Below are 19,230 nucleotides of genomic sequence, written 5' to 3'. Positions count from 1 at the left end.
GGACGGCGCCGGTTCGCGGTGTTCTTTCGCTCGACCAAGCGCTCGATCGCCTGCTGGCGGGCTCTGACCTGACGGTTGTCTCGAACGACGGCAAGACCATCATCCTGGCGCCGCCGCGCTCGCGGCTGATCCGCACCCGGTGGGCCGCCGCCGCCGCCGCGCCGCTCGCGCCCGTGGCCGATCCGGTTCCGACCGAGCCGGAAAAGCCCAGCGTCATCGAGGAGATCATCGTCACTGGCACGCGCTCGACGTCGCGAACCGTGACGGAAAGCATGGCGCCGATCGATGTGATCTCGTCCGCCGAACTGACCAAGAGCGGCAAGCAGTCGACGCGCGACCTGATCTCGACCCTGGTGCCCTCGGCCAACACCTCCAACAGCGGCGCCGGCGCCAGCTTCGCGATCAAGACGGTGTCCTTGCGCGGTCTTTCCGCTGACCAGACCTTGGTGCTGGTGAACGGCAAGCGTCGGCACAACACCGCCATCCTGTTCGTCAACGGCACGACCCAGAACGGCCAGTCGCCGCCCGATCTCGACCTCATCCCCTCCAGCTCGATCGAGCGGATCGAGGTGCTGCGCGACGGCGCTTCGGCCCAGTACGGCTCTGACGCCTTGGCCGGCGTGATCAATGTCATCCTGAAGAAGAGCCCCGAGGGCGGCTCGATGACGGCGCTCTACGGCAAGACCGCCGAGGGCGACGGCGAGACCGGACAGTTCTCCGGCAATCTCGGCATGAAGCTAGGCGAGAGCGGTTACCTGAACCTGACCGCGGACGTGCGCCTCACCGACCCGACCGATCGGGGCGACAAGACGCTGAACACCACGGTGATGTACTTCCCGCTCAACGCCGCCGGCCAACCGGTCAAGGTCGGGACCGCCGGTTCGACGCCGGATCCGCGCGAGGCCACCGCCAATCGCCACACCAGCCACCCGGGTTCGCCGCAGGTGCAGCTGTTCTCGCTGGGCTATAGCGCCGGCTCGCCCCTGAACGACAAGATCGACCTCTATTCGTTCGGAACCTTCTCGAGCCGCAACACGGCCGCCTGGCTGACCTTCCGCAACCCGAACGCCAGCAACAACAATGTCGCCGTCTATCCGGACGGCTATACGCCGCGCCTGTTCCTGAAGGACCGCGACTTCCAGGTCGCCGCCGGCGCCAAGGGACTCGATCTCCTGGGCTTTGACTGGGACCTGTCGACGACCTTCAGCCGCGACGACGTGGACTACTACGAGAACTCGCTGAACGCGTCGCTCGGCCCGTCCAGCCCCAGCTACTTCTATCTGGGCACGCTGAAGTTCCAGGAATGGACCTCCAACCTCGACCTGACGCGCGAGATCGACACCGGCGTCTTCTCGCGGCCGCTGTTCCTGGCGTTGGGCGCGGAGTATCGCGACGACAAGTTCGAGATCGTCGCCGGCGAACCGGCCTCCTACATCAACGGCGGCTATGTCGCGCCGGCCGGCAGCCCGCAGGCCGGCGTGGTCTTCGCTGGCGGCTCGCAGGGCGTGACGGGTTTCCCGCCGTTCTCCGCCGGGTCGTTCTCGCGTGACAACATCTCGGCCTATGTGAACGTCGAGCAGAAGGTGACCGACCAGCTCGAATTCGCTCTGGCCGGGCGTTTCGAGCACTATTCGGACTTCGGGAACGCCAAGACCTTCAAGCTGTCGAGCCGCTATGCGGTCCTGCCGCATCTGGCGATCCGGGGCACGGCCAGCACCGGCTTCCGCGCACCGTCCCTGCAGCAGCAGCATTACGCCTCTTCCAGCACCATCGGCGTGATCGTGCCGCCGGCGACGACGACCCAACTCTATCCGGTGCAACTGTTGCCACCGGACAACCCGGCCGCCATCGCCCTGGGCGCCAAGCCGCTGCGTCCCGAGAAGTCGGTCAACTATTCGGTCGGCTTGGTCGCCCAGCCGCTGCCGCGGATGAACGTCACGCTCGACGTCTACCAGATCAAGATCGACAACCGGATCCTGCAGAGCGGCACGCTGGGTCCCAACGCGGCCGTCAGCAACGCCCTGGCTAGCCAGAACCTGAACCCGCAGCAGGCCGCGTTCTATTATGGCAACTTCGCCGACACCAAGACCCGCGGCGTCGATCTCGTGGTCGACTACAAGACCGACCTGGGCGACTTCGGTTCGGTGCGCTGGACGTTCTCGGCCAATCACACCAAGAACGAGTTCACGCGCGTCGTCCAACCGCCGCCGGCGCTGGCGGCGGCGGGGATCGTCTATATCGATCGCGTGAAGATCGGCGACCTGACGGTCGGCACGCCCAAGGACAAGTACATCCTGGGCGCGGACTGGACCCTCGGGCAACTCGACACCAACCTGCGTCTGACCCGCTATGGCGAGGTCATTCAGCGCACCTCCCTGGCCGCCAATGACGAGACGGTGTCGCCGAAGCTGATCGTCGATCTGGATCTGAGCTACGCGGTCAGCAAGGCCATCACCGTCAGCATCGGGGCCAACAACCTGCTGGACGCCTATCCCGACAGCGTCCGAGCCGCCAATCGCGGCACGCCCGCCTTCGCCTACTACAATCAGTACGCTCCGTACGGGATCAGCGGCGGCTTCTATTACGCCCGCGTCGCCGCCCGGTTCTAGGATTGCCTCAAGCCGGTCCGGCAGCCCCCGGGCCGGCTCTTTTTTGCGAGTTGACGATGACCAAGAGCTCCAAGCGCGGCGTCAGCCGACGTCGTCTGTTTTCGCTCGGCGGCGGCGCCATCGCCGCCTCGAGCGCCGCGGCGTTGACGCCGTCCGGGGCGAAGGCGGCCGATCAGCCTCTCGCCGCCGACACCCGGCAGGTCACCGCAACCGAAGGCACCAACATCTGCGCCAGGGTCTCGCCCGACGGCAAGACCGTGGCGTTCGACGTCTACGCCATGCTGTGGCTGGTCCCGATCGAGGGCGGCCTAGCGCGACGACTGACCGACGAGATTTACGAGATCGCCCAGCCCGACTGGTCGCCCGACGGCAAGACCATCGCCTTCCAGTCCTATCGCGACGGGAATTTTCACGTCTGGACCATCGGGGCTGACGGGCGCGGCCTGAAACAACTGACGAAGGGAGCCTTCGACTGTCGCGAGCCGCGCTGGTCGCCGGACGGCAAGACCATCGCCCTCTCCAGCGATCGGGGCGGGCGCTATGGCGTGCATCTGCTGGATGTCGCCAGTGGGGCGCTCACCGCGTTCAGCACCGGTCCTGGCGACGAATTCGAGCCCTCCTGGTCGCCGGACGGCAAGAGCATCGTTTTCACCGTCGACAAGGTCCGCATCGACGTCCAGGCCGTGGATGGCGCTCGCCGGACCGTCGCCAAGGTCAAGCCGTCGGCCGACCGCTTCAACGCCGCCTCCCTGGCCAGTCCCGCCTTCACGCCCGATGGCGAGGACGTGGTCTTCACCGCGATCGAGAACGGCAAGGCGGAGCTGCGGAACGCGGCCGGCGTCGTGGTCGCGGGCGAGGACGTGTTCCCATTCCGCCCCTCGTGGCTGAAAGACGGGGCGCTGCTCTACACGGCCGACGGCAAGATCAAGCTGCGCAAGCTGGGCGGTGACGTGAGCACGGTGGCCTTCGCCGCCACTGTGCCGGTGCTGACGCCGCGCTACACGAAGAAGAGCCGCGATTTCCTGTCGACCAAGATCCGGCCGGTGGTCGGCATCGGCAGCCCGGCCCTGTCGCCGGACGGCCGCCAGGTGGTGTTCCGCGCGCTCAACGACCTCTACCTGCTCGATATCGGCGGCGGGCCGGCCAAGCCGCTGATCAAGGATGCATTCTACAAGGTCGATCCGGCCTGGTCGCCGGACGGCAAGACCTTGGCCTATTCCACCGACAAGGGCGGTACGCTCGACATCTGGCTGCGCGATACCGCCACGGGCGTTAGCCGCCAGCTGACCCATTTCGACGGCGCCGCGGTGTCCGGCGCGTGGTCGCGCGACGGAAAGTCGATCGCCTTCCTGAGCCAGAATGGCGGGCTGTTCGTCGCCGACGTCGCGACGGGCCAGACGCGCCGGATCTACGGCGACCTGTGGGAGCCGGGCAAACCGACCTGGGGCCCCGGCGACAAGACGATCGCCTACGCCGCCTTCAAGCCTTACTCGGCCCGCTTCCGCGAGGGCCTCAGTGAAATCCTCACCGTCGATGTCGCGACGGGGAAGGGGACCTATGCGCCGATCCTGCCGGACCGGTCGCTGGGGACGCGCGGGGACGACGGCCCCGTCTGGTCGCCTGACGGCAAGAGTCTGGCCTATGTCTTCGCCAGCCGCCTGCATGTCTCGCCCGTGGACGAGACCGGCAAGCTGCTGGGGCCGCCCAAGGCCCTGAACGACGAGGTCACCGACGCCGTCAGCTGGAGCGGCGACGGCAAGAGCTTGATCTACATCTCGGCCGGCCAATTGAAGTTGATCTCCGCCGCGGGCGGCGCGCCTCGGACCGTACCGCACGGCCTGACCTGGGCCAGCGTCCGCCCGAAGGAGCGGATGGTCGTTCGGGCCGCCAGGCTCTGGGACGGCAAGTCGCCGGAGGTGCGCAAGGATGTCGACGTGCTGATCTCGGGCGGCCGTATCGCCGGGATCGGACCGCGCGGCGCGGTCGCCAGCGACGTGACGGTGGTCGAGGCGCCGACCGGCACGGTGATGCCCGGCCTGATCGACATGCACACTCACCGCCAGATGCAGGGCTACGGCTATGGCGACCGGGAAGGGCGGCTTTGGCTGTCGCTGGGCGTCACCACCACCCGTTCGCCCGGCGGCCCCGCCTATCACACCGTCGAAGACCAGGAGGCGATCGAGTCCGGCAAGCGGATCGGCCCCCGCTACTACGCCACTGGCGAGGCGATCGACGGGTCGCGGATCTTCTACAACTTCATGCGCCCGGTGACCGAGCCCGGCCAGATGGCGCTGGAGATGCAGCGCGCCGAGGCGCTGTCCTACGACCTGATCAAGACCTACGTCCGCCTTTCTGGCGAGCGCCAGAAAGAGGTTATCGCCTGGGCCCACGCCAAAGGTCTGCCGCTGACCTCGCACTATCATTACCCGGCCTTGGGCCTTGGCATGGACGGTATGGAGCACCTGGGGGCGACCAGCCGCACCGGCTATTCCCGCACCGTCAGCGCGCTGGGGAACATCTATCAGGACGTCAACGCCGCCTTCGTGACCAGCAAGGCGGCGCGAACGCCGACCCTGTTCACCTCGACCGCGCTGTTCGGAGACGACCGGTCCCTGGTCGACGATCCGCGCGTGAAGGCGCTCTATCCGCCCTGGGAATATGCGCGCCTGCTGGAGCGGGCCAAGCAGATGGAGGCCATGGACCGCTCGGTGATCCTGGCCTCGCTGTCGCGCAACGTCGCCGAGGTGGCCCGCACCGTTCGAGCGGGCGGGCGGATCACGACGGGCACGGACTCGCCGATCGACTTCAACGCTGTCAGCCTGCACATGAACCTGCGGGCCATGGTGCGCTATGGCATGACCCCGTTCGAGGCCCTGGTCACGGCGACCAGCGCCTCGGGCGAGTATCTGGACGAACCGCTGGGCATGATCGCGCCCGGCGCCTATGCCGACCTGACGCTGGTCGATGGCGATCCGCTCTCCCGGATCGAGGACGCCGCCAAGGTGTCCAAGGTCATCAAGCACGGGACCGTCTACACGATCAGCGACCTGATCGGACCGTTCGCTGGCGCGAACCAGCAGGCGAGCCTGGCGGGCGGACGGCGCTTCGTCTGCGAAGCCGCGTCCGAGTACTGGTGGCACGAGCCGGACTTCCTGTCCCAGGCGCGCGCCTCGTGCTGCGATGGCGCCTGCGGCTTCGCCCCGACCATGAGCCTGCGGGTGTAGAAGGCCCGAGCCGCTCGCCTAGTCGCCCCGCAGGACGGGGGCCGGTCGCTGCGATCAGCCGGCCCCCTGACAATCGCGCTTTCCTGCGCCGTGGCCCAACGCCGCGCGTCCTCGCGCAGTTTGAACGTCTCGCTTATATAGCGGCCCTTCCGACGGATGATGGCGCACCATGATCTCGAAGGCAGATTCACGAAGGTGGCCATTTTCGTGTACGCCATGTGAACAGTGAGGCGTCGAAACGTAGCGAAAAGATGCGGGATGCAGCGTGTTTTTGGCGGCGCCTTTTTGTGGGTTTAATTCATTGAATATACGATAGAAGTTATGAAATTTAAGGCTAATAGGTTCTCTGTGGCGCCGATGATGGACTGGACCGACCGGCACTGCCGGTCGCTGCACCGGGTCCTGTCGGCGGAGGCCTTGCTCTATACCGAGATGGTGACCAGCGGGGCCGTGGCGCATGGTGACCGCGACAAGTTGCTGGGCTTCGAGCCGGGGCAGCATCCGGTGGCGCTGCAACTGGGCGGTTCGGATCCGGCCGAACTGGCCCTGGCCGCGCGGATCGGCGAGGACTGGGGCTATGACGAGATCAATCTGAACGTCGGCTGCCCCTCCGACCGGGTGCAGAGCGGCCGGTTCGGCGCCTGCCTGATGCGCGAGCCGGACCTGGTGGCCGAATGTATGGCCGCGATCAAGGACGCGGTGACGGTCCCGGCCACGGTGAAGTGCCGCATCGGGGTCGACGACCAAGATCCGGAAGAGAGCCTGTTCACCCTGGTCGACCGCTGCGCCTCGGCTGGGATCGACAGCTTCGTGGTCCATGCCCGCAAGGCCTGGCTGCAGGGGCTATCGCCCAAGGAGAACCGGGATATCCCCCCGCTGGACTACGAGCTCGTGTACCGGCTCAAGCGCGAGCGGCCGGACCTGACCATCGTGATCAATGGCGGCGTGCCGAGCGTCGACGCGGCGCTCGCGCACCTCGAGCATGTCGACGGCGTGATGCTCGGGCGGGCGGCCTATCACGAGGCGGGATTGCTGGGCGAGGTCGACCGGCGGGTGTTCGGCCTCGACGTCGAGGACGTCGACAGTTTCGAGGCGGTCGAGCGCTATCGACCCTACCTGGCGCGCGAACTGGCGACGGGAACGCATCTGGCGGCCATGACCCGGCACATGCTGGGGCTGTTCCACGGCCTGCCGGGCGCGCGGGCCTGGCGCCGCATCCTGACCGTCGAGGGCGTCAAGCCGGGCGCGGGCCTCGATGTCGTCGATCGCGCCCTGGAGGCCGTGCGCGTGGCGTTGGCCTCGCGTGACGAGCGCACGGCGCCGGCGGCTTAAGATCTAAGGGTGCAGGATCAGCGAGTTCGGAGTGGCCTCGAACCGCGACAGACGGCCCAGATAGCTCATGCCCAGCAGCGAGTTCTCGAGGCCCTTCTCGATGACTAGGGCGTCGACGTCGCGGACGCGCGCGCCGGCGATGGCGACGCTGGCCAAGCGAACCGAGGCGGCGCGGGTCCGACCGTCGGCGGTGATGACGTTGTAGTCGTAGTTAAGCTTGCTGGTGTCGATGCCCAGGCGCTGGGCGTCGGCCATGCTGAGCGAAACGGCGGTGGCGCCGGTGTCGACCAGGAAGCGGACCGCATGACCGTCCACGGCGGCCTGGGCCCAGAAATGGCCGTCGCTGTCCTTGGTGATCTGGGCCGCGCCGCCTTCGGCGCCGCCCAGGGTGGCCGAGGCGGCCGAGGGCGCGCGCAATTCCGGGTGGCGCAGGTCGTCCAGCGACACGACGGCCTTTGCCGCGCCAACCGCTGACAAGGCGCCCACCAGCGCGATCGCCGCGAACCTCAACATCGAAGACATCCCGCCTTGTCGGCTCCAAGGCCGCTTCTGCGGCATTCTCCAAATCATTAGAAGCCAGGCGTTTTCAAGGCATGAATCCCGCGGGAGATTTTTCGCGCGCCGACCACGGCGGCCGGAAGGGCGGGCTTTCGATGCCTCCTATATTCATTACGCGAATTTAATTCGAAGTATTACATAGATGTAATGGAAATCCTGTCTTTGATTTAATTATGCGAATACTGATCTCGGCGCTATTGCCTCTGGCCATAGATGAGTTGGCCTACAGAGGGAGTATCGCCATGAAAGAAGTCGTCATCGCGCTTGTCGCCGTGAGTTTCGCGGGCGTCGCCCACGCTCAATCCAGCGTCACCGACAAGCAGTTCCTGGCCGCCTCGCGCTGCAGCGCCCTCGCGGCGTCCGAAAACCTAGGCAAGCTCGACACCACGTCGCTCGAAGCGTTCCTCAGCAAGGAATCGGCCGGCCGCAAGCCTTCGGTCCGGGTTTCGGCCACCAGCGAAATGATCGCCACCCGCCGCAAGGCCGACACCGCAGACGGCGCCAAGAAGGCCAAGCTGCTGGCCGAGCGTCAAAGCGTCTGCGCCGGCTTCCTGACGGCCTCACAGGCCGCCCAGTAAGGTTCAGCCCCGGGTGGCCGCCATCAGCGTGACCATCGGGTCTGGACGATCAGGGAGGGCGGCCATGATCGCCGCGCGCTCCTCGTCGCTGAGCCGCGCCCAGCCGGCGATCTCCGGCAAGGTGCGGCGGCAGCCCAGGCAATAGCCGGTCGCGCCATCCACCGCGCACACCTTCACGCAAGGCGTCGCGATGGGGCGGGGCGGTTTGGCGGCCGGCGTCACCGGTTCGGTCGTCATTCTTCAAGCATCTCCGTTCCGCCGCCGAGGCGCAAGCGTCGGCGGCGGGGGCGGACCCGTGTCGAAATTCGGGAGAAAATCATGCGCAAGATCATCGTCTCGACCCTCGCGACCATCATCGCCGCCTCGGCCGCGCCAGCCTTCGCCGGCGAGGCGCGCTGGACGGACGGCCAATACCTGCAGGCCAACCGCTGCCTGGCCCTGGCTCAGTCGGCCGCGCTGGGCGAACTGCCGACCGGCGATCTGGCCGCCCAGATCAAGTCGCAGGAATTTGGCCGCGGCAGCGCCATCACCGATCGGGGCGTCTCGTTGCGGGCCGAAGCCACCCGCCAGGGCAAGACCAAGGACGAGATCCGCAAGGCCAAGCTGCTGGCCGAGCGCGATGGCGTCTGCAAGGTCTACCTGAGCGCCCAGGTCGCCGCGTCCTAGCCTTTAAAGCGTTGAGGGGTTGCTTTGGGCGCGGACGGGTTTAAGTCCGCGCTCATGACCGCTTCCCCCTTCGCCGACATCCGCCAGCTCGCCGTTTCGCCGCCCGCGCCGGGTCCGTCGCCGACGCTGGAGCAGGGCGGCCGGCTCGCCGAGATTTCGGCCTGGCTCACCGCCTGGAGCGGCAAGAGCCCGCCGGCCGTCAACCGGCCGGTCGTGGCCCTCTACGCCGGCGCGCGCAAGGACGTCGGCCCCCGTGGCTGGGCCCGCGATCGCCTGGAGGCCATCGCCTCGGGCGGCGCCACCGTCTCGCGTTTGGCCGGCGTGCAAGGCGCTGGGCTGGAGGCCTTCGACCTGGCCATCGACCGTCCGTCGCCGGACTTCGTGGGGCAGCCGTCGATGAGTGAGAAGGAGGCCGCCGCCACCATGGCTTTTGGCATGGAGGCCCTGGCCAAGCAGCCCGACCTGCTGATCCCCGGAGTCATCGCCGCCGAACCCGCGCGCACGGCCGCCGCCGTGTGCCTGGCCCTGTTTGGGGGCGAGGCTTCCGATTGGAGCGACGATCCCGAGCCGGTCGCCGCCGCCGTCGAGCGGGCCAAGGCCGAGGGCATGGGCGAAGACCCGCTTGAGATCCTGCGCCAACTGGGCGGGCGCGAAACCGCCGCCGTCGTCGGGGCGATCCTGGCCGCGCGCGTCCAGAAGGTTCCGGTGCTGCTGGACGGCTACGCCGCCTGCGCGGCCGCGGCGATCCTGCGCGCCGTCGAGTCGACCGCGATCGATCATTGCCTGGCCGCTCACGTCAGCCCGACCAAGGGCCATGCGCGACTACTCGAAATCCTCGACAAGCGGCCGCTTCTGGCGCTCGATACGGTCGACGAGGAAGGGGTTGGCGGCGCCTCGGCCCTGGCTCTCGTCAAGCTGGCCTGCGAGGTTCGCTAGGCCGGTTCCGGCCGATCTAAGTGAACGTGGATCATATTCACTTCCGTTGACGCTAACGTCATCTTTCCAAACATTCGTTCGACATCTATCGTGGCGCCCGAAACGCAATAACGGCCTTCCTGAGAAGGGCCGGCTGAACGGGAGCTCGCCATGAATTTGGACTTCTCGCCCGAGGACCTCGCCTTCCGCGACGAGGTCCGCGCCTTCATCGCGCAGAACTATCCGGCGGGCCTGCGGGAAAAGCAGGAAGAGGGCGAGGAGATGGCCAAGGAGGACTTCCTCTCCTGGCACCGCACCCTCGCCAAGAAGGGCTGGGTCGCCCCGGCCTGGCCGGAAAAGTACGGCGGTCCGGGCTGGACCTCGGTGCAGCGCTACATCTGGTCGGAAGAGACCGCCCGCGCCGACTGCGTGCCGATCCTGCCGTTCGGCATCAACATGGTCGGGCCGGTGATCTACACCTTTGGCACGCCCGAGCAGAAGGAACGCTTCCTGCCGCCGACCCTGTCGGGCGACATCTGGTGGTCGCAGGGCTATAGCGAGCCGGGCGCTGGTTCGGACCTGGCCAGCCTGAAGACCAAGGCCGAGCGCTTCACCGGCGACGACGGCAAGGAATATTACCTGGTCAACGGCCAGAAGACCTGGACCACCCTGGCCCAGCACGGCGATTGGATCTTCTGCCTCGTCCGCACCGACCCGAACGCCAAGATCCAGGAAGGCATCTCGTTCCTGCTGATCGACATGAAGTCGCCCGGCGTGACCGTGCGCCCGATCATCACCCTGGGCGGCGAGCACGAGGTCAACGAGGTCTGGCTCGAGAACGTCAAGGTGCCGGTCGAGAATCGCATCTACGACGAGAACAAGGGTTGGACCTGCGCCAAGTTCCTGCTGGCCCACGAACGCAGCGGCATCGCCGGCGTGGCGCGCTCCAAGCGCGGCATCGAGCGGATCCGCCAGATCGCCTCGGCTGAGTTGGGCGACGACGGCTCGGCCCTGATCAAGGATCCGATGTTCAAGCGCAAGGTCGCCGAACTGGAGATCGACCTCACGGCTCTGGAATACACCGAGCTGCGCACCCTGGCGGGCGAGGCGGCCGGCAAGGGTCCCGGTCCGGAGTCCAGCGTGCTGAAGATCAAGGGCACCGAGATCCAGCAACGGATAACCGAACTGGTGCTGGAGGCGGCCGGCCACTACGGCGCGCCGTACTTCCGCGGCTTCCCGACCGACGGCGACAACGCCCACCCGATCGGCCCCGACTTCGCCCACCGCGCCGCGCCGACCTATTTCAACGTCCGCAAGACGTCGATCTACGGCGGCTCCAACGAGATCCAGCGCAATATCATCGCCAAGATGGTGCTGGGGCTCTGATCCTCATCTTCCTTCTCCCCGTGCGGGAGAAGGTGTCGCGAAGCGACGGATGAGGGGTTTCTGGGCGCGGCCCGCGCGACCCCTCATCCGACGTCCTTCGGACGCCACCTTCTCCCGCAAGGGGAGAAGGGCTCGGGAACAACAATCAAACCCCTGACGGGGAACCATAAGAGGAAACGTCCCTCATGGATTTCAATTTCACCGAAGAACAGTCGATGCTCCGCGACACCATCGCGAGCTTCCTGCAGGACAAGTACGACTTCGAGACCCGCCGCAAGATTGTCAATTCCGACAGCGGTTGGCGCGCCGACTACTGGAAGGCTTTCGCCGAGGAGCTGGGCATCCTGGGCGCGCCGTTCAGCGAAGATCTGGGCGGCCTGGGCGGCGGGGCGATCGACAATATGATCGTCATGGAGGAGTTCGGTAAGGCGCTCGTCATCGAGCCCTATCTGGGCACGGTGGTGATCGGCGGCGGCTTCCTGAAGCACTCGGGCCACGCCAACGCCGCCTCGGTCATCGAGGGGATCATCGGCGGGACCACCACCATCGCCTTCGCCTACGCCGAACCCCAGGCCCGTTACACGTGGCAGGACCTGAAGACGACGGCCAAGAAGGACGGCTCGGGCTGGGTCCTGAACGGTCACAAGGCCGTGGTCGTCGGCGCGCCGTTCGCCACGCACCTGATCGTCACGGCCCGCACTGGCGGCGCCCAGCGCGACAGCGGCGGCGTCGGGGTGTTCCTGATCGACAAGAGCCTGCCGGGCGTCGTCACGCGCGACTATCCGACCGTCGACGGCAACCGCGCCTCCGAAGTCTATTTCGAGAACGTCTCGGTTCCGGCCGACGCGCTGATCGCCGAAGACGGCCTGTCGCTGGTCAACAAGGTGATCGACGAGGCCACCGCCGCCGTCGGCGCCGAGGCCGTCGGCGTGCTGCGCAAGCTGCACGAAGGCACCCTGGACTACGCCAAGCAGCGCAAGCAGTTCGGCACCGCCATCGCCAACTTCCAGGTGCTGCAGCACCGCATGGTCGACATGTTCATCGAGGTCGAGCAATCGGTGTCGATGACCTACATGGCCACCATCAAGGTCGACGAGAGCGCCGCCGAGCGCGCCAAGGCCGTTTCGGCGATGAAGGTTCGCGTGGGACGCGCCTGCAAGTTCGTGGGCCAGAACGCCATCCAGATCCATGGCGGCATGGGCATGACCGACGAGCTGGCCATCGGCCACTACTTCAAGCGCGCCAGCCTGATCGAAGGGCTGTTCGGCTCGGTCGACCATCACCTGAAGCGCTACGAATCCCTGTCGTTCGACGCCGCGGCGTAAACCGCGCACGGAACAACGGGTCCGAAACGATGAAGCCGCCTGCGTCACGCCGACGCGGGCGGCTTTTTCGTGCGCGGCGCGCGGGAGGCGGTTTCGCCAAGCCAACCGGAGGTGTCGGCGAGAGGTTCGAGCGCCGCAAAGCCTTGCAGCGCTCAGGTTTGTGAAAAATATCGCCGTGTACGGATTGAATAGCTGAGCAAATTCAGCGCGCTGAGCCGAGATCATCCGCAGGCTGATATCATCCTTATACGGATTATTTTTCTTGCGTCGCACGGGGATGGGGCCATCCTTTACCCATGACGCGCTGACGACTAGGAGGGGAACGCCCCTGTAAGCCGCGCGCGTCTCCTGGTCCTAACGGCAAGTCTGGGAGACGCCGCCATGAACGTATCGAAGATGAACCACGCCATGTTTTCGTTCGCCCTGATGGGCGGGATGCTGGTGGGAAGCCGGCCCAGCGCGAAGTCGGCTTCGTTGTTGTCCAAGCTTTTCGGGCGCAAGTAGGCCCCAGCCGTTTTTCCAAAGAAAGAGGCCTCCGCCGGTCGCCCGGCGGAGGCCCTTGCTAGAGCGCGTTAGGATTAGGTGTAAGCGGCTAACCCGCCCGGACGCGCTCTAAATGTAAGAAGAAGAGCCTGTTTATCTGGTTTAGATGGTTCCATCTAAACCAGACAGGCTCTTGCGCCTTGATCGAGGGGGTTAACCCTTGGGCTTGGCCGCGGTGTTGCACTCGGTGATCGCAGCGTCGTCCAGCGGTTCGCCGCGATAGTTGAACGCCGAGAGCTCACCCAGCTGGCCGGCCAGCTTGCGGCAGGCGCGGGCCACGGGCAGGGCCCGGACCTTGGTCGTCGAGCAGACGTCGCCCGTGCAGCGCCAGACCGAACCGTCCTGGATGAAGTGGTCCGTCGAAGAGGGGGTCTTCAGTTTCAGCCAAGCGCCTTCGCTATCGGCGGCGAAGGCGGGGCCGGCCAGCAGGCCAGCCATCAGGGCGCAGGCCGTCAGGCCCGCGAAAGCAGCGGTACGCATTTCCTTGGTCTCCTATCCCCGCGCCGGATGGGAGTTCCGGCGCACGAGCCGACGATCCGCAAGGGTCGCAGGCTCATCGCCATAGTGCGTCTTTTTTAGAAACTAAGTCAACCGGCGAAGCGTGTCCGGCGCGCCGGCGACGTCGATTTCGCCGTCCCAGGCCAGCAGGGCGGGGGTGACGTCCTCTGCTCGTTCGACCGTGCGCCAGGCCTGGGCCAGGCTGGGCGGGGTCAGGCCCTGGTCGATCGTATGCCGGATCAGGGCGAAGAGGGGATCCCAGAAGCCGCGCGGGTTATGGAACACGATCGGCTTCTGGTGAAGATCTAAACGACGCCAAGATAGCAATTCGACGATCTCCTCCAGCGTGCCGATACCGCCAGGCAGCACGACGAAGGCGTCGGAGCGCTCGAACATCAGCATCTTCCGTTCGTGCATGGTGTCGACGATGACGGTTTCGACGTCGTCGAACGGCTGCTCGCGGCCGCGTAGGAAGTTTGGGATGATCCCCAACACCGTCCCGCCCGCGGCATGGGCGCCGCGCGCCGTGGCGCCCATCAGCCCAACCCCGCCGCCGCCATAGACCAGCTTCAGGCCGGCCTTGGCGAAGCTTTCGCCGATCATGTGAGCGTCGACGATATAGCTGGGGTCGGCGGTGTCGGAGGATCCGCAATAGACGCAGACGGAGCCCAGGCGCCTAGACTCGTTGGGCATCGTCGTCCACTCCACACACAAGACGAAAGGCGCGCGGGCTCGCGCGCCTTCGAACCGTTCTTATCTGAGGGCGCATGATCAGGATTCGCTTCAGGGGTTGCAAGTCGCCGATCGTCGCGACCGGGCCCGCCGTCGTGATGCTGACCGCCGTGCTGCTCGCCGCCTGCGGCCCCGGCCCCCAGGGCGAGGTCAAGCCGGCGGACAAGATCGACAGCGCCGAGGCCGGCTATGTGGCGCCGCCCAGCCTGGAGAGCGCGCAGCGGACCGCCGGCGGGGTGACGCTGTCGGGGCGGGGCGCGGCCGACGCCGATGTCCGCCTGGGCTCGCCGACGGGCGAGGTGGTGCTTGGGCGGTCTGACGCCCAGGGCCGCTGGAGCCTGTCGGTTCCCCACGAGGCCGGCGTGCGGCTGTTCGGCCTGTCGACGACCCATGAAGGCCGCACGGTCCAGGCGGAGGGCTATGTCATGGTCGCCGAGGGGGGCGAGGTGGCGTTGCTGCGCGCGGGCGCCGGGGCGCGAAGCCTGACCGCCGCCTCTTCCTCGCCGCGGATCCTGACCATCGATCTGGATCGCGAGGGCGGGGCGGTGGTTTCCGGCGTGGCCGCGCCCGGCGCGGGGCTGAACGTGAGGGTCGATCGCGTCACCCGCGGCGGCGGGCGGGCCGACGACGAGGGACGGTTCTTCATCTCGCTGAGCGATTCCCTGTCGCAGGGCTCTCACGACATCCAGGTGGCGGGCGAGGGCGGCGAGGATGCGGTGTCGGTGGTCAGCTCGGCGCCCGCGCCCTTGGTCTCCGGTCCGGTTCGCGCCGAGCGCGGCGCCCAGGGTTGGCGTATCGACTGGATGACGCCGGGCGGTGGGGTCCAGACCACGATGCTGATTGGCGGCGCGCGATGAGAGGCATGGGCGGTCCGCCCTCGGCCGGACGCGAGGCCACGCCGGGCGCGGTGGCCAAGGCTGACCAGCCGGTGCGATTCTGGAGCGCGATGGGCGATCTCGTCCGGCTGGTGCTGCGCTCGCGCGCGCCTGGCCTGCGCTGGCGGGTCACGCTGGCCCTGATCCTGACCTTGTCGGGCAAGGCTCTGGGCGTGATCGCGCCGCTGATGTTGGGCAAGGCGGTCAATCAGCTGTCGGCCGGGCAGGGCGCCGCGGTCGCGGTGACCTGGGCCTTCGCGGGCTTGGCCGTCGGGTGGGCGTTCGTCCGCTTCGTCTCCGCGGCCGCGCCCCAGGCCCGGGACACGATCTTCACGCCCGTCGCCCAGGCGGCTCAGACGCGGGCGGCGGTCGAGACCTTCTCCCACGCCCTGTCGCTGTCGATCGACTTCCACCAGACCAAGCGGACCGGCTCGCTTTCGCGAGTCATCGACCGAGGCGCGCGGTCGATGGACTTCCTGCTGCGCAGCCTGGTGTTCAACCTGGCGCCGACCGGCGTCGAGCTGGTGATGGCCGCCGTCGTGCTGGCCAAGGCCTATGACTGGCGGTTCGCGGCCGTCGCCCTGGGCACGGTGGCGGTCTACGGCTACCTGACGTTCGCGATTTCGGACTGGCGGATCGGTCATCGCCGGGCGCTGAACGAGGCGGACGCCGAGGCCGCCGGACGCGCCGTCGACGCCCTGCTGAACTACGAGACCGTCAAGTCCTTCGGCGCGGAGACGCGGGCGGTGGGCGCGTATGGCGACGCGCTGGAGCGCTATGGCGAGGCCCAGATCAAGGCGACCAACTCGCTGAACCTGCTGAACATCGTGCAGTCGGCGATCATGAGCGTCGGGCTGGGCGGCATGGCCGTGCTGGCGGGGAGCGAGGCGGCGGCGGGCCGGATCGGACCCGGCGACGTCACCGCCGCCGTACTGATCCTGATCAACCTCTACGCCCCGCTGAACATCCTGGGTTTCGCCTATCGCGAGATCCGCCAGTCGCTGATCGACATGGAAGCGATGCTGGAGTTGCGCCGGCAGACCGCCGATGTCGCCGACGCGCCGGACGCCCGTGATCTTCCCCCCTGCGCCGACGAGCGGGGCGGCGCGGTGAGCTTCGAGCACGTCTCCTTCCGGCATGGCGCGCGCTCGGAGGGGCTGACGGACGTCTCCCTGACGGTCGCGCCGGGAACGACGGTGGCCATCGTCGGCCCCTCGGGCGCGGGCAAGACGACCCTGGTGCGCCTTGCCTTGCGGATGATCGATCCCCAGGCGGGGCGGGTCACCCTGGACGGTCACGACCTGCGCGCCCTGACCCAGGCCTCGCTGCGTCACGCGATCGCCCTGGTGCCGCAGGACGTCGCCCTGTTCAACGACACCCTGGCGGCCAACATCGCCTTCGCGCGGCCCGAAGCGACCGAGGCCGAGATCTGGGCGGCGGCCGAGGCGGCGGAACTGGGCGAGTTCATCCGCAACCTGCCGGACGGCATGGCCACCAAGGTGGGCGAGCGGGGCCTGAAGCTGTCGGGCGGCGAGCGCCAGCGAGTCGGCATCGCCCGAGCCCTGCTGGCCAAGCCCCGGGTGCTGATCCTGGACGAGGCGACCAGCGCGCTCGATAGCCGCACCGAGGCGGCGATCCAGGCCACGCTGCGCAAGGCGAGGGCGGGACGCACCACCCTGGTGGTGGCTCACCGCCTCTCCACCATCGCCGACGCCGACGAGATCGTGGTCCTGCGGCGGGGCAAGATCGTGGAGCGCGGCCGCCACGAGGCGCTGCTGGAGGCCGGCGGCGAGTACGCGGCCCTCTGGCGTCGCCAGACGCGCGAACGCGAACCGGTTTAGAGGATTTCGCGGGTCGGAGCCGGGGGCTATACCGGCGACGTCGCCGCTTCAGGGAGCTTTGCCTTGCGCTATCTGCACACCATGGTCCGCGTCCGCGATCTGGACGCCTCGCTGCGGTTCTATTGCGAGGGGCTGGGGCTCCAGGAAATGTACCGGATGGAGAACGACAAGGGGCGCTTCACCCTGGTCTTTCTCGCCGCGCCCGAGGACGTGGAACTGGCCAAGGAGCGCAAGGCGCCGCTGGTCGAGCTGACCTACAACTGGGACGACGAGGAATATTCCGGCGGTCGCAACTTCGGCCACCTGGCCTATCGCGTCGACGACATCTACGAGACCTGCCAACGCCTGATGGACATGGGCGTGACGATCAACCGTCCGCCGCGCGACGGCCACATGGCGTTCGTCCGTTCGCCCGACGGCGTTTCGGTCGAGCTTCTTCAGGACGGAAGCCTGCCGCCGGCCGAGCCGTGGGCTTCGATGCCCAATACCGGCGTCTGGTAGGGATCAAACAAGCCGGGCGCGCGCCAGCTCTTCCAGCCGACGGACGGGGGCGTCGGCGATGGCCTTCCAGATCACCCGCGCCAGCTCCAGGCGGTAGGCGGTCTTGTAACCGGTGACGAAGGGCGAGCGGGTGGCGCCGGGGGGCTCCATGTTCAGCGCCTCGGCCAGGGCCAGGCGCACGGTGCGGGCCTGGGCGTCGAAGGCGCCGGGGCCTGGCGCGGCGATCAGGCGGTCGATTTCCAAGCCGGCGTGAACGGCGGTGGCCACCAGCGCGGGCAGGGCCGACAGATCGCTGGGCGCGAACGTGCGCATCGCGAAGCTGGGCTTGGTCGTCGCCGCGCCGATCTTCGTGTCCGTCAGCTCGAAGTCGAGAGCCGCGGTCACCCGGTTCAGTGTCTCCGGCCAATGATCGTCAGCGGTCGCCATGTGTTCGTAGTTCCCCCTGGGGTCCCGATAGCGGGGTTTGGCGAGCGGGAAAAGCGCCGCCGCCGGGCGCGGCGCGTTTTGAGTTCCGATGCGCCCCTGGAAAAGCCCGGCCGGAGACGCCAAATCGGGACGGCTCCGCCGCCGGAGCCGAAGACGAGGTTCACCCGCATGTCGGATCTTTCCGCCTTTCCGATCACCCGCCGCTGGCCCGCCCAGCATCCCGACCGGATCCAGCTTTATTCGCTTCCGACACCCAACGGCGTGAAGGTCTCGATCATGCTGGAGGAGACCGGGCTGCCGTACGAGCCGCACATGATCGATATCGGCAAGAACGAGACCGGGGAGGCGGAGTTCCTGTCGCTGAACCCGAATGGCAAGATCCCGGCGATCATCGATCCCAACGGTCCGGGCGGAAAGCCCATCGGTCTGTTCGAGTCTGGCGCCATCCTCGTCTATCTCGCCGAGAAGACCGGCAAGTTCCTGCACGCCGATCCAGCGGCCCGCTACGAGACCTTGCAGTGGGTCTTCTTCCAGATGGCGGCGATCGGGCCGATGTTCGGCCAGCTGGGCTTCTTCCACAAGTTCGCGGGCAAGGACTACGAGGACAAGCGTCCGCGCGACCGCTACGTCGCCGAGTCCAAGCGCCTGCTGGGCGTTCTGGAGAGCCGTCTGGCCGACCGCGCCTGGATCATGGGCGACGACTATACGATCGCCGACATCGCGGCCCTGGGCTGGGTGCGAAACCTGGTGGGCTTCTACGGCGCGGGCGAGCTCGTGGACTACGCCGCGCTCAAGCACGTGCCGCGATGGCTGGAAGCGGGTATGGCGCGTCCGGCCGTGCAGCGCGGCCTGGAGATCCCCAAGCGCCCCGCCTGACCAAAGCGCCCGCCTGCGACCTTTTAGCTCGCGCGTTAAGAATTAGGGTCTGGTTAACCATAAAGGCCCGAGTTTCGGGGCGTCTTCTTTGAAGGCGCACCACCATCACTGACTTTCCACAGCCCGGTCCCAGGACCGGGCTTCTTTTTTGGCACAAGGCGCTTGCATCGCCGCGGGGAGGCGGCTATCACCCGGCCTCTTCGAAAGAGCGACCTGTTCCGCGGTAGCTCAGTGGTAGAGCAGCCGGCTGTTAACCGGCTGGTCGTAGGTTCGAATCCTACCCGCGGAGCCACTCCTTCTTCTGATCGCTCAGAAGCTTTCCGAAATCTCGGACCGGATGTTCGC

The 19,230-nt window shown here is 67.3% G+C and carries 18 protein-coding genes and 1 tRNA gene; 14 read left to right on the top strand and 5 right to left on the bottom strand.

Annotation, left to right across the window (positions count from 1 at the left end; all coding sequences use genetic code 11):
- From VJ655_RS15110 to dusA, 3 genes are all read left to right on the top strand, one after another.
- On the top strand, positions 1–2,609 hold a 2,609-nt coding region (locus VJ655_RS15110), incomplete at its 5' end, for a TonB-dependent receptor (protein WP_324112447.1).
- A 56-nt stretch (positions 2,610–2,665) separates the two neighbouring features.
- Entirely contained in the window at positions 2,666–5,833 is a 3,168-nt protein-coding gene (locus VJ655_RS15105; protein ID WP_324112445.1) for an amidohydrolase family protein, read from the top strand.
- Between the two features lie 321 nt (positions 5,834–6,154).
- Complete coding sequence (gene dusA, locus VJ655_RS15100; RefSeq protein WP_324112443.1) at positions 6,155–7,165, top strand: tRNA dihydrouridine(20/20a) synthase DusA; 1,011 nt, start codon at positions 6,155–6,157, stop codon at positions 7,163–7,165.
- A 3-nt stretch (positions 7,166–7,168) separates the two neighbouring features.
- On the opposite strand, the gene VJ655_RS15095 is transcribed toward dusA, so the two are convergent.
- Positions 7,169–7,687 (bottom strand): TIGR02281 family clan AA aspartic protease, encoded by a 519-nt coding sequence (locus VJ655_RS15095; protein ID WP_324112441.1) that lies wholly within the window; start codon positions 7,685–7,687, stop codon positions 7,169–7,171.
- A gap of 278 nt (positions 7,688–7,965) precedes the next feature.
- Between VJ655_RS15095 and VJ655_RS15090 the strand changes: the two genes are divergently transcribed.
- Entirely contained in the window at positions 7,966–8,301 is a 336-nt protein-coding gene (locus VJ655_RS15090; RefSeq protein WP_324112439.1) for a hypothetical protein, read from the top strand.
- Positions 8,302–8,304: 3 nt separating this feature from the next.
- On the opposite strand, the gene VJ655_RS15085 is transcribed toward VJ655_RS15090, so the two are convergent.
- Positions 8,305–8,523 carry a DUF1289 domain-containing protein gene (locus VJ655_RS15085; RefSeq protein ID WP_324112453.1) on the bottom strand — a complete coding sequence of 73 codons (219 nt, stop codon included), beginning with the start codon at positions 8,521–8,523 and terminating at the stop codon, positions 8,305–8,307.
- A gap of 96 nt (positions 8,524–8,619) precedes the next feature.
- Here VJ655_RS15085 and VJ655_RS15080 point away from each other — a divergent pair, with 96 nt between their 5' ends.
- The 5 genes from VJ655_RS15080 (at position 8,620) to VJ655_RS15060 (ending at position 13,097) form a co-directional block, all read left to right on the top strand.
- Positions 8,620–8,967, top strand: coding sequence for a hypothetical protein (locus tag VJ655_RS15080; protein WP_324112437.1), 348 nt, complete (start codon positions 8,620–8,622; stop codon positions 8,965–8,967).
- Positions 8,968–9,021: 54 nt separating this feature from the next.
- Entirely contained in the window at positions 9,022–9,903 is an 882-nt protein-coding gene (locus VJ655_RS15075; protein WP_324112435.1) for a nicotinate-nucleotide--dimethylbenzimidazole phosphoribosyltransferase, read from the top strand.
- Between the two features lie 150 nt (positions 9,904–10,053).
- Positions 10,054–11,268, top strand: a complete 1,215-nt coding sequence (locus VJ655_RS15070) for an acyl-CoA dehydrogenase family protein (protein WP_324112433.1) — start codon at positions 10,054–10,056, stop codon at positions 11,266–11,268.
- 185 nt (positions 11,269–11,453) lie between these two features.
- Positions 11,454–12,593 carry an acyl-CoA dehydrogenase family protein gene (locus VJ655_RS15065; protein WP_324112432.1) on the top strand — a complete coding sequence of 380 codons (1,140 nt, stop codon included), beginning with the start codon at positions 11,454–11,456 and terminating at the stop codon, positions 12,591–12,593.
- 381 nt (positions 12,594–12,974) lie between these two features.
- Entirely contained in the window at positions 12,975–13,097 is a 123-nt protein-coding gene (locus tag VJ655_RS15060; protein WP_414646985.1) for a hypothetical protein, read from the top strand.
- Positions 13,098–13,289: 192 nt separating this feature from the next.
- Here VJ655_RS15060 and VJ655_RS15055 read toward each other — a convergent pair whose 3' ends face one another.
- Entirely contained in the window at positions 13,290–13,616 is a 327-nt protein-coding gene (locus tag VJ655_RS15055) for a CC_3452 family protein (RefSeq protein WP_324112431.1), read from the bottom strand.
- Positions 13,617–13,718: 102 nt separating this feature from the next.
- Positions 13,719–14,327 (bottom strand): TIGR00730 family Rossman fold protein, encoded by a 609-nt coding sequence (locus VJ655_RS15050; RefSeq protein WP_324112429.1) that lies wholly within the window; start codon positions 14,325–14,327, stop codon positions 13,719–13,721.
- 74 nt (positions 14,328–14,401) lie between these two features.
- Between VJ655_RS15050 and VJ655_RS15045 the strand changes: the two genes are divergently transcribed.
- The 3 genes from VJ655_RS15045 to VJ655_RS15035 all read left to right on the top strand — a co-directional run bounded on the left by VJ655_RS15045 (position 14,402) and on the right by VJ655_RS15035 (position 17,583).
- Positions 14,402–15,223 carry a hypothetical protein gene (locus VJ655_RS15045; RefSeq protein WP_324112428.1) on the top strand — a complete coding sequence of 274 codons (822 nt, stop codon included), beginning with the start codon at positions 14,402–14,404 and terminating at the stop codon, positions 15,221–15,223.
- A complete protein-coding gene (locus VJ655_RS15040) occupies positions 15,154–17,082 on the top strand; it encodes an ABC transporter ATP-binding protein/permease (protein WP_324112426.1) in 1,929 nt (642 codons plus the stop codon). The genes VJ655_RS15045 and VJ655_RS15040 overlap by 70 nt, the downstream gene beginning before the upstream one ends.
- A gap of 63 nt (positions 17,083–17,145) precedes the next feature.
- Positions 17,146–17,583 (top strand): VOC family protein, encoded by a 438-nt coding sequence (locus VJ655_RS15035; protein ID WP_324112424.1) that lies wholly within the window; start codon positions 17,146–17,148, stop codon positions 17,581–17,583.
- A gap of 3 nt (positions 17,584–17,586) precedes the next feature.
- Here VJ655_RS15035 and VJ655_RS15030 read toward each other — a convergent pair whose 3' ends face one another.
- Entirely contained in the window at positions 17,587–18,009 is a 423-nt protein-coding gene (locus tag VJ655_RS15030; protein WP_324112422.1) for a hypothetical protein, read from the bottom strand.
- A 168-nt stretch (positions 18,010–18,177) separates the two neighbouring features.
- Here VJ655_RS15030 and VJ655_RS15025 point away from each other — a divergent pair, with 168 nt between their 5' ends.
- Together VJ655_RS15025 and VJ655_RS15020 are read left to right on the top strand one after the other, a co-directional pair.
- On the top strand, positions 18,178–18,885 hold the full coding sequence (locus VJ655_RS15025; RefSeq protein ID WP_324112420.1) for a glutathione S-transferase N-terminal domain-containing protein: 708 nt from the start codon (positions 18,178–18,180) through the stop codon (positions 18,883–18,885).
- Between the two features lie 217 nt (positions 18,886–19,102).
- Positions 19,103–19,177 (top strand) — tRNA-Asn (locus tag VJ655_RS15020).
- The last annotated feature ends 53 nt before the right edge of the window (positions 19,178–19,230 follow it).

This window comes from Caulobacter sp., from assembly GCF_035254145.1.
GTDB lineage: Bacteria > Pseudomonadota > Alphaproteobacteria > Caulobacterales > Caulobacteraceae > Caulobacter.
Note: the sequence above shows the minus strand (reverse complement) of the source record. Positions and strands in the feature narration are given on the sequence as shown.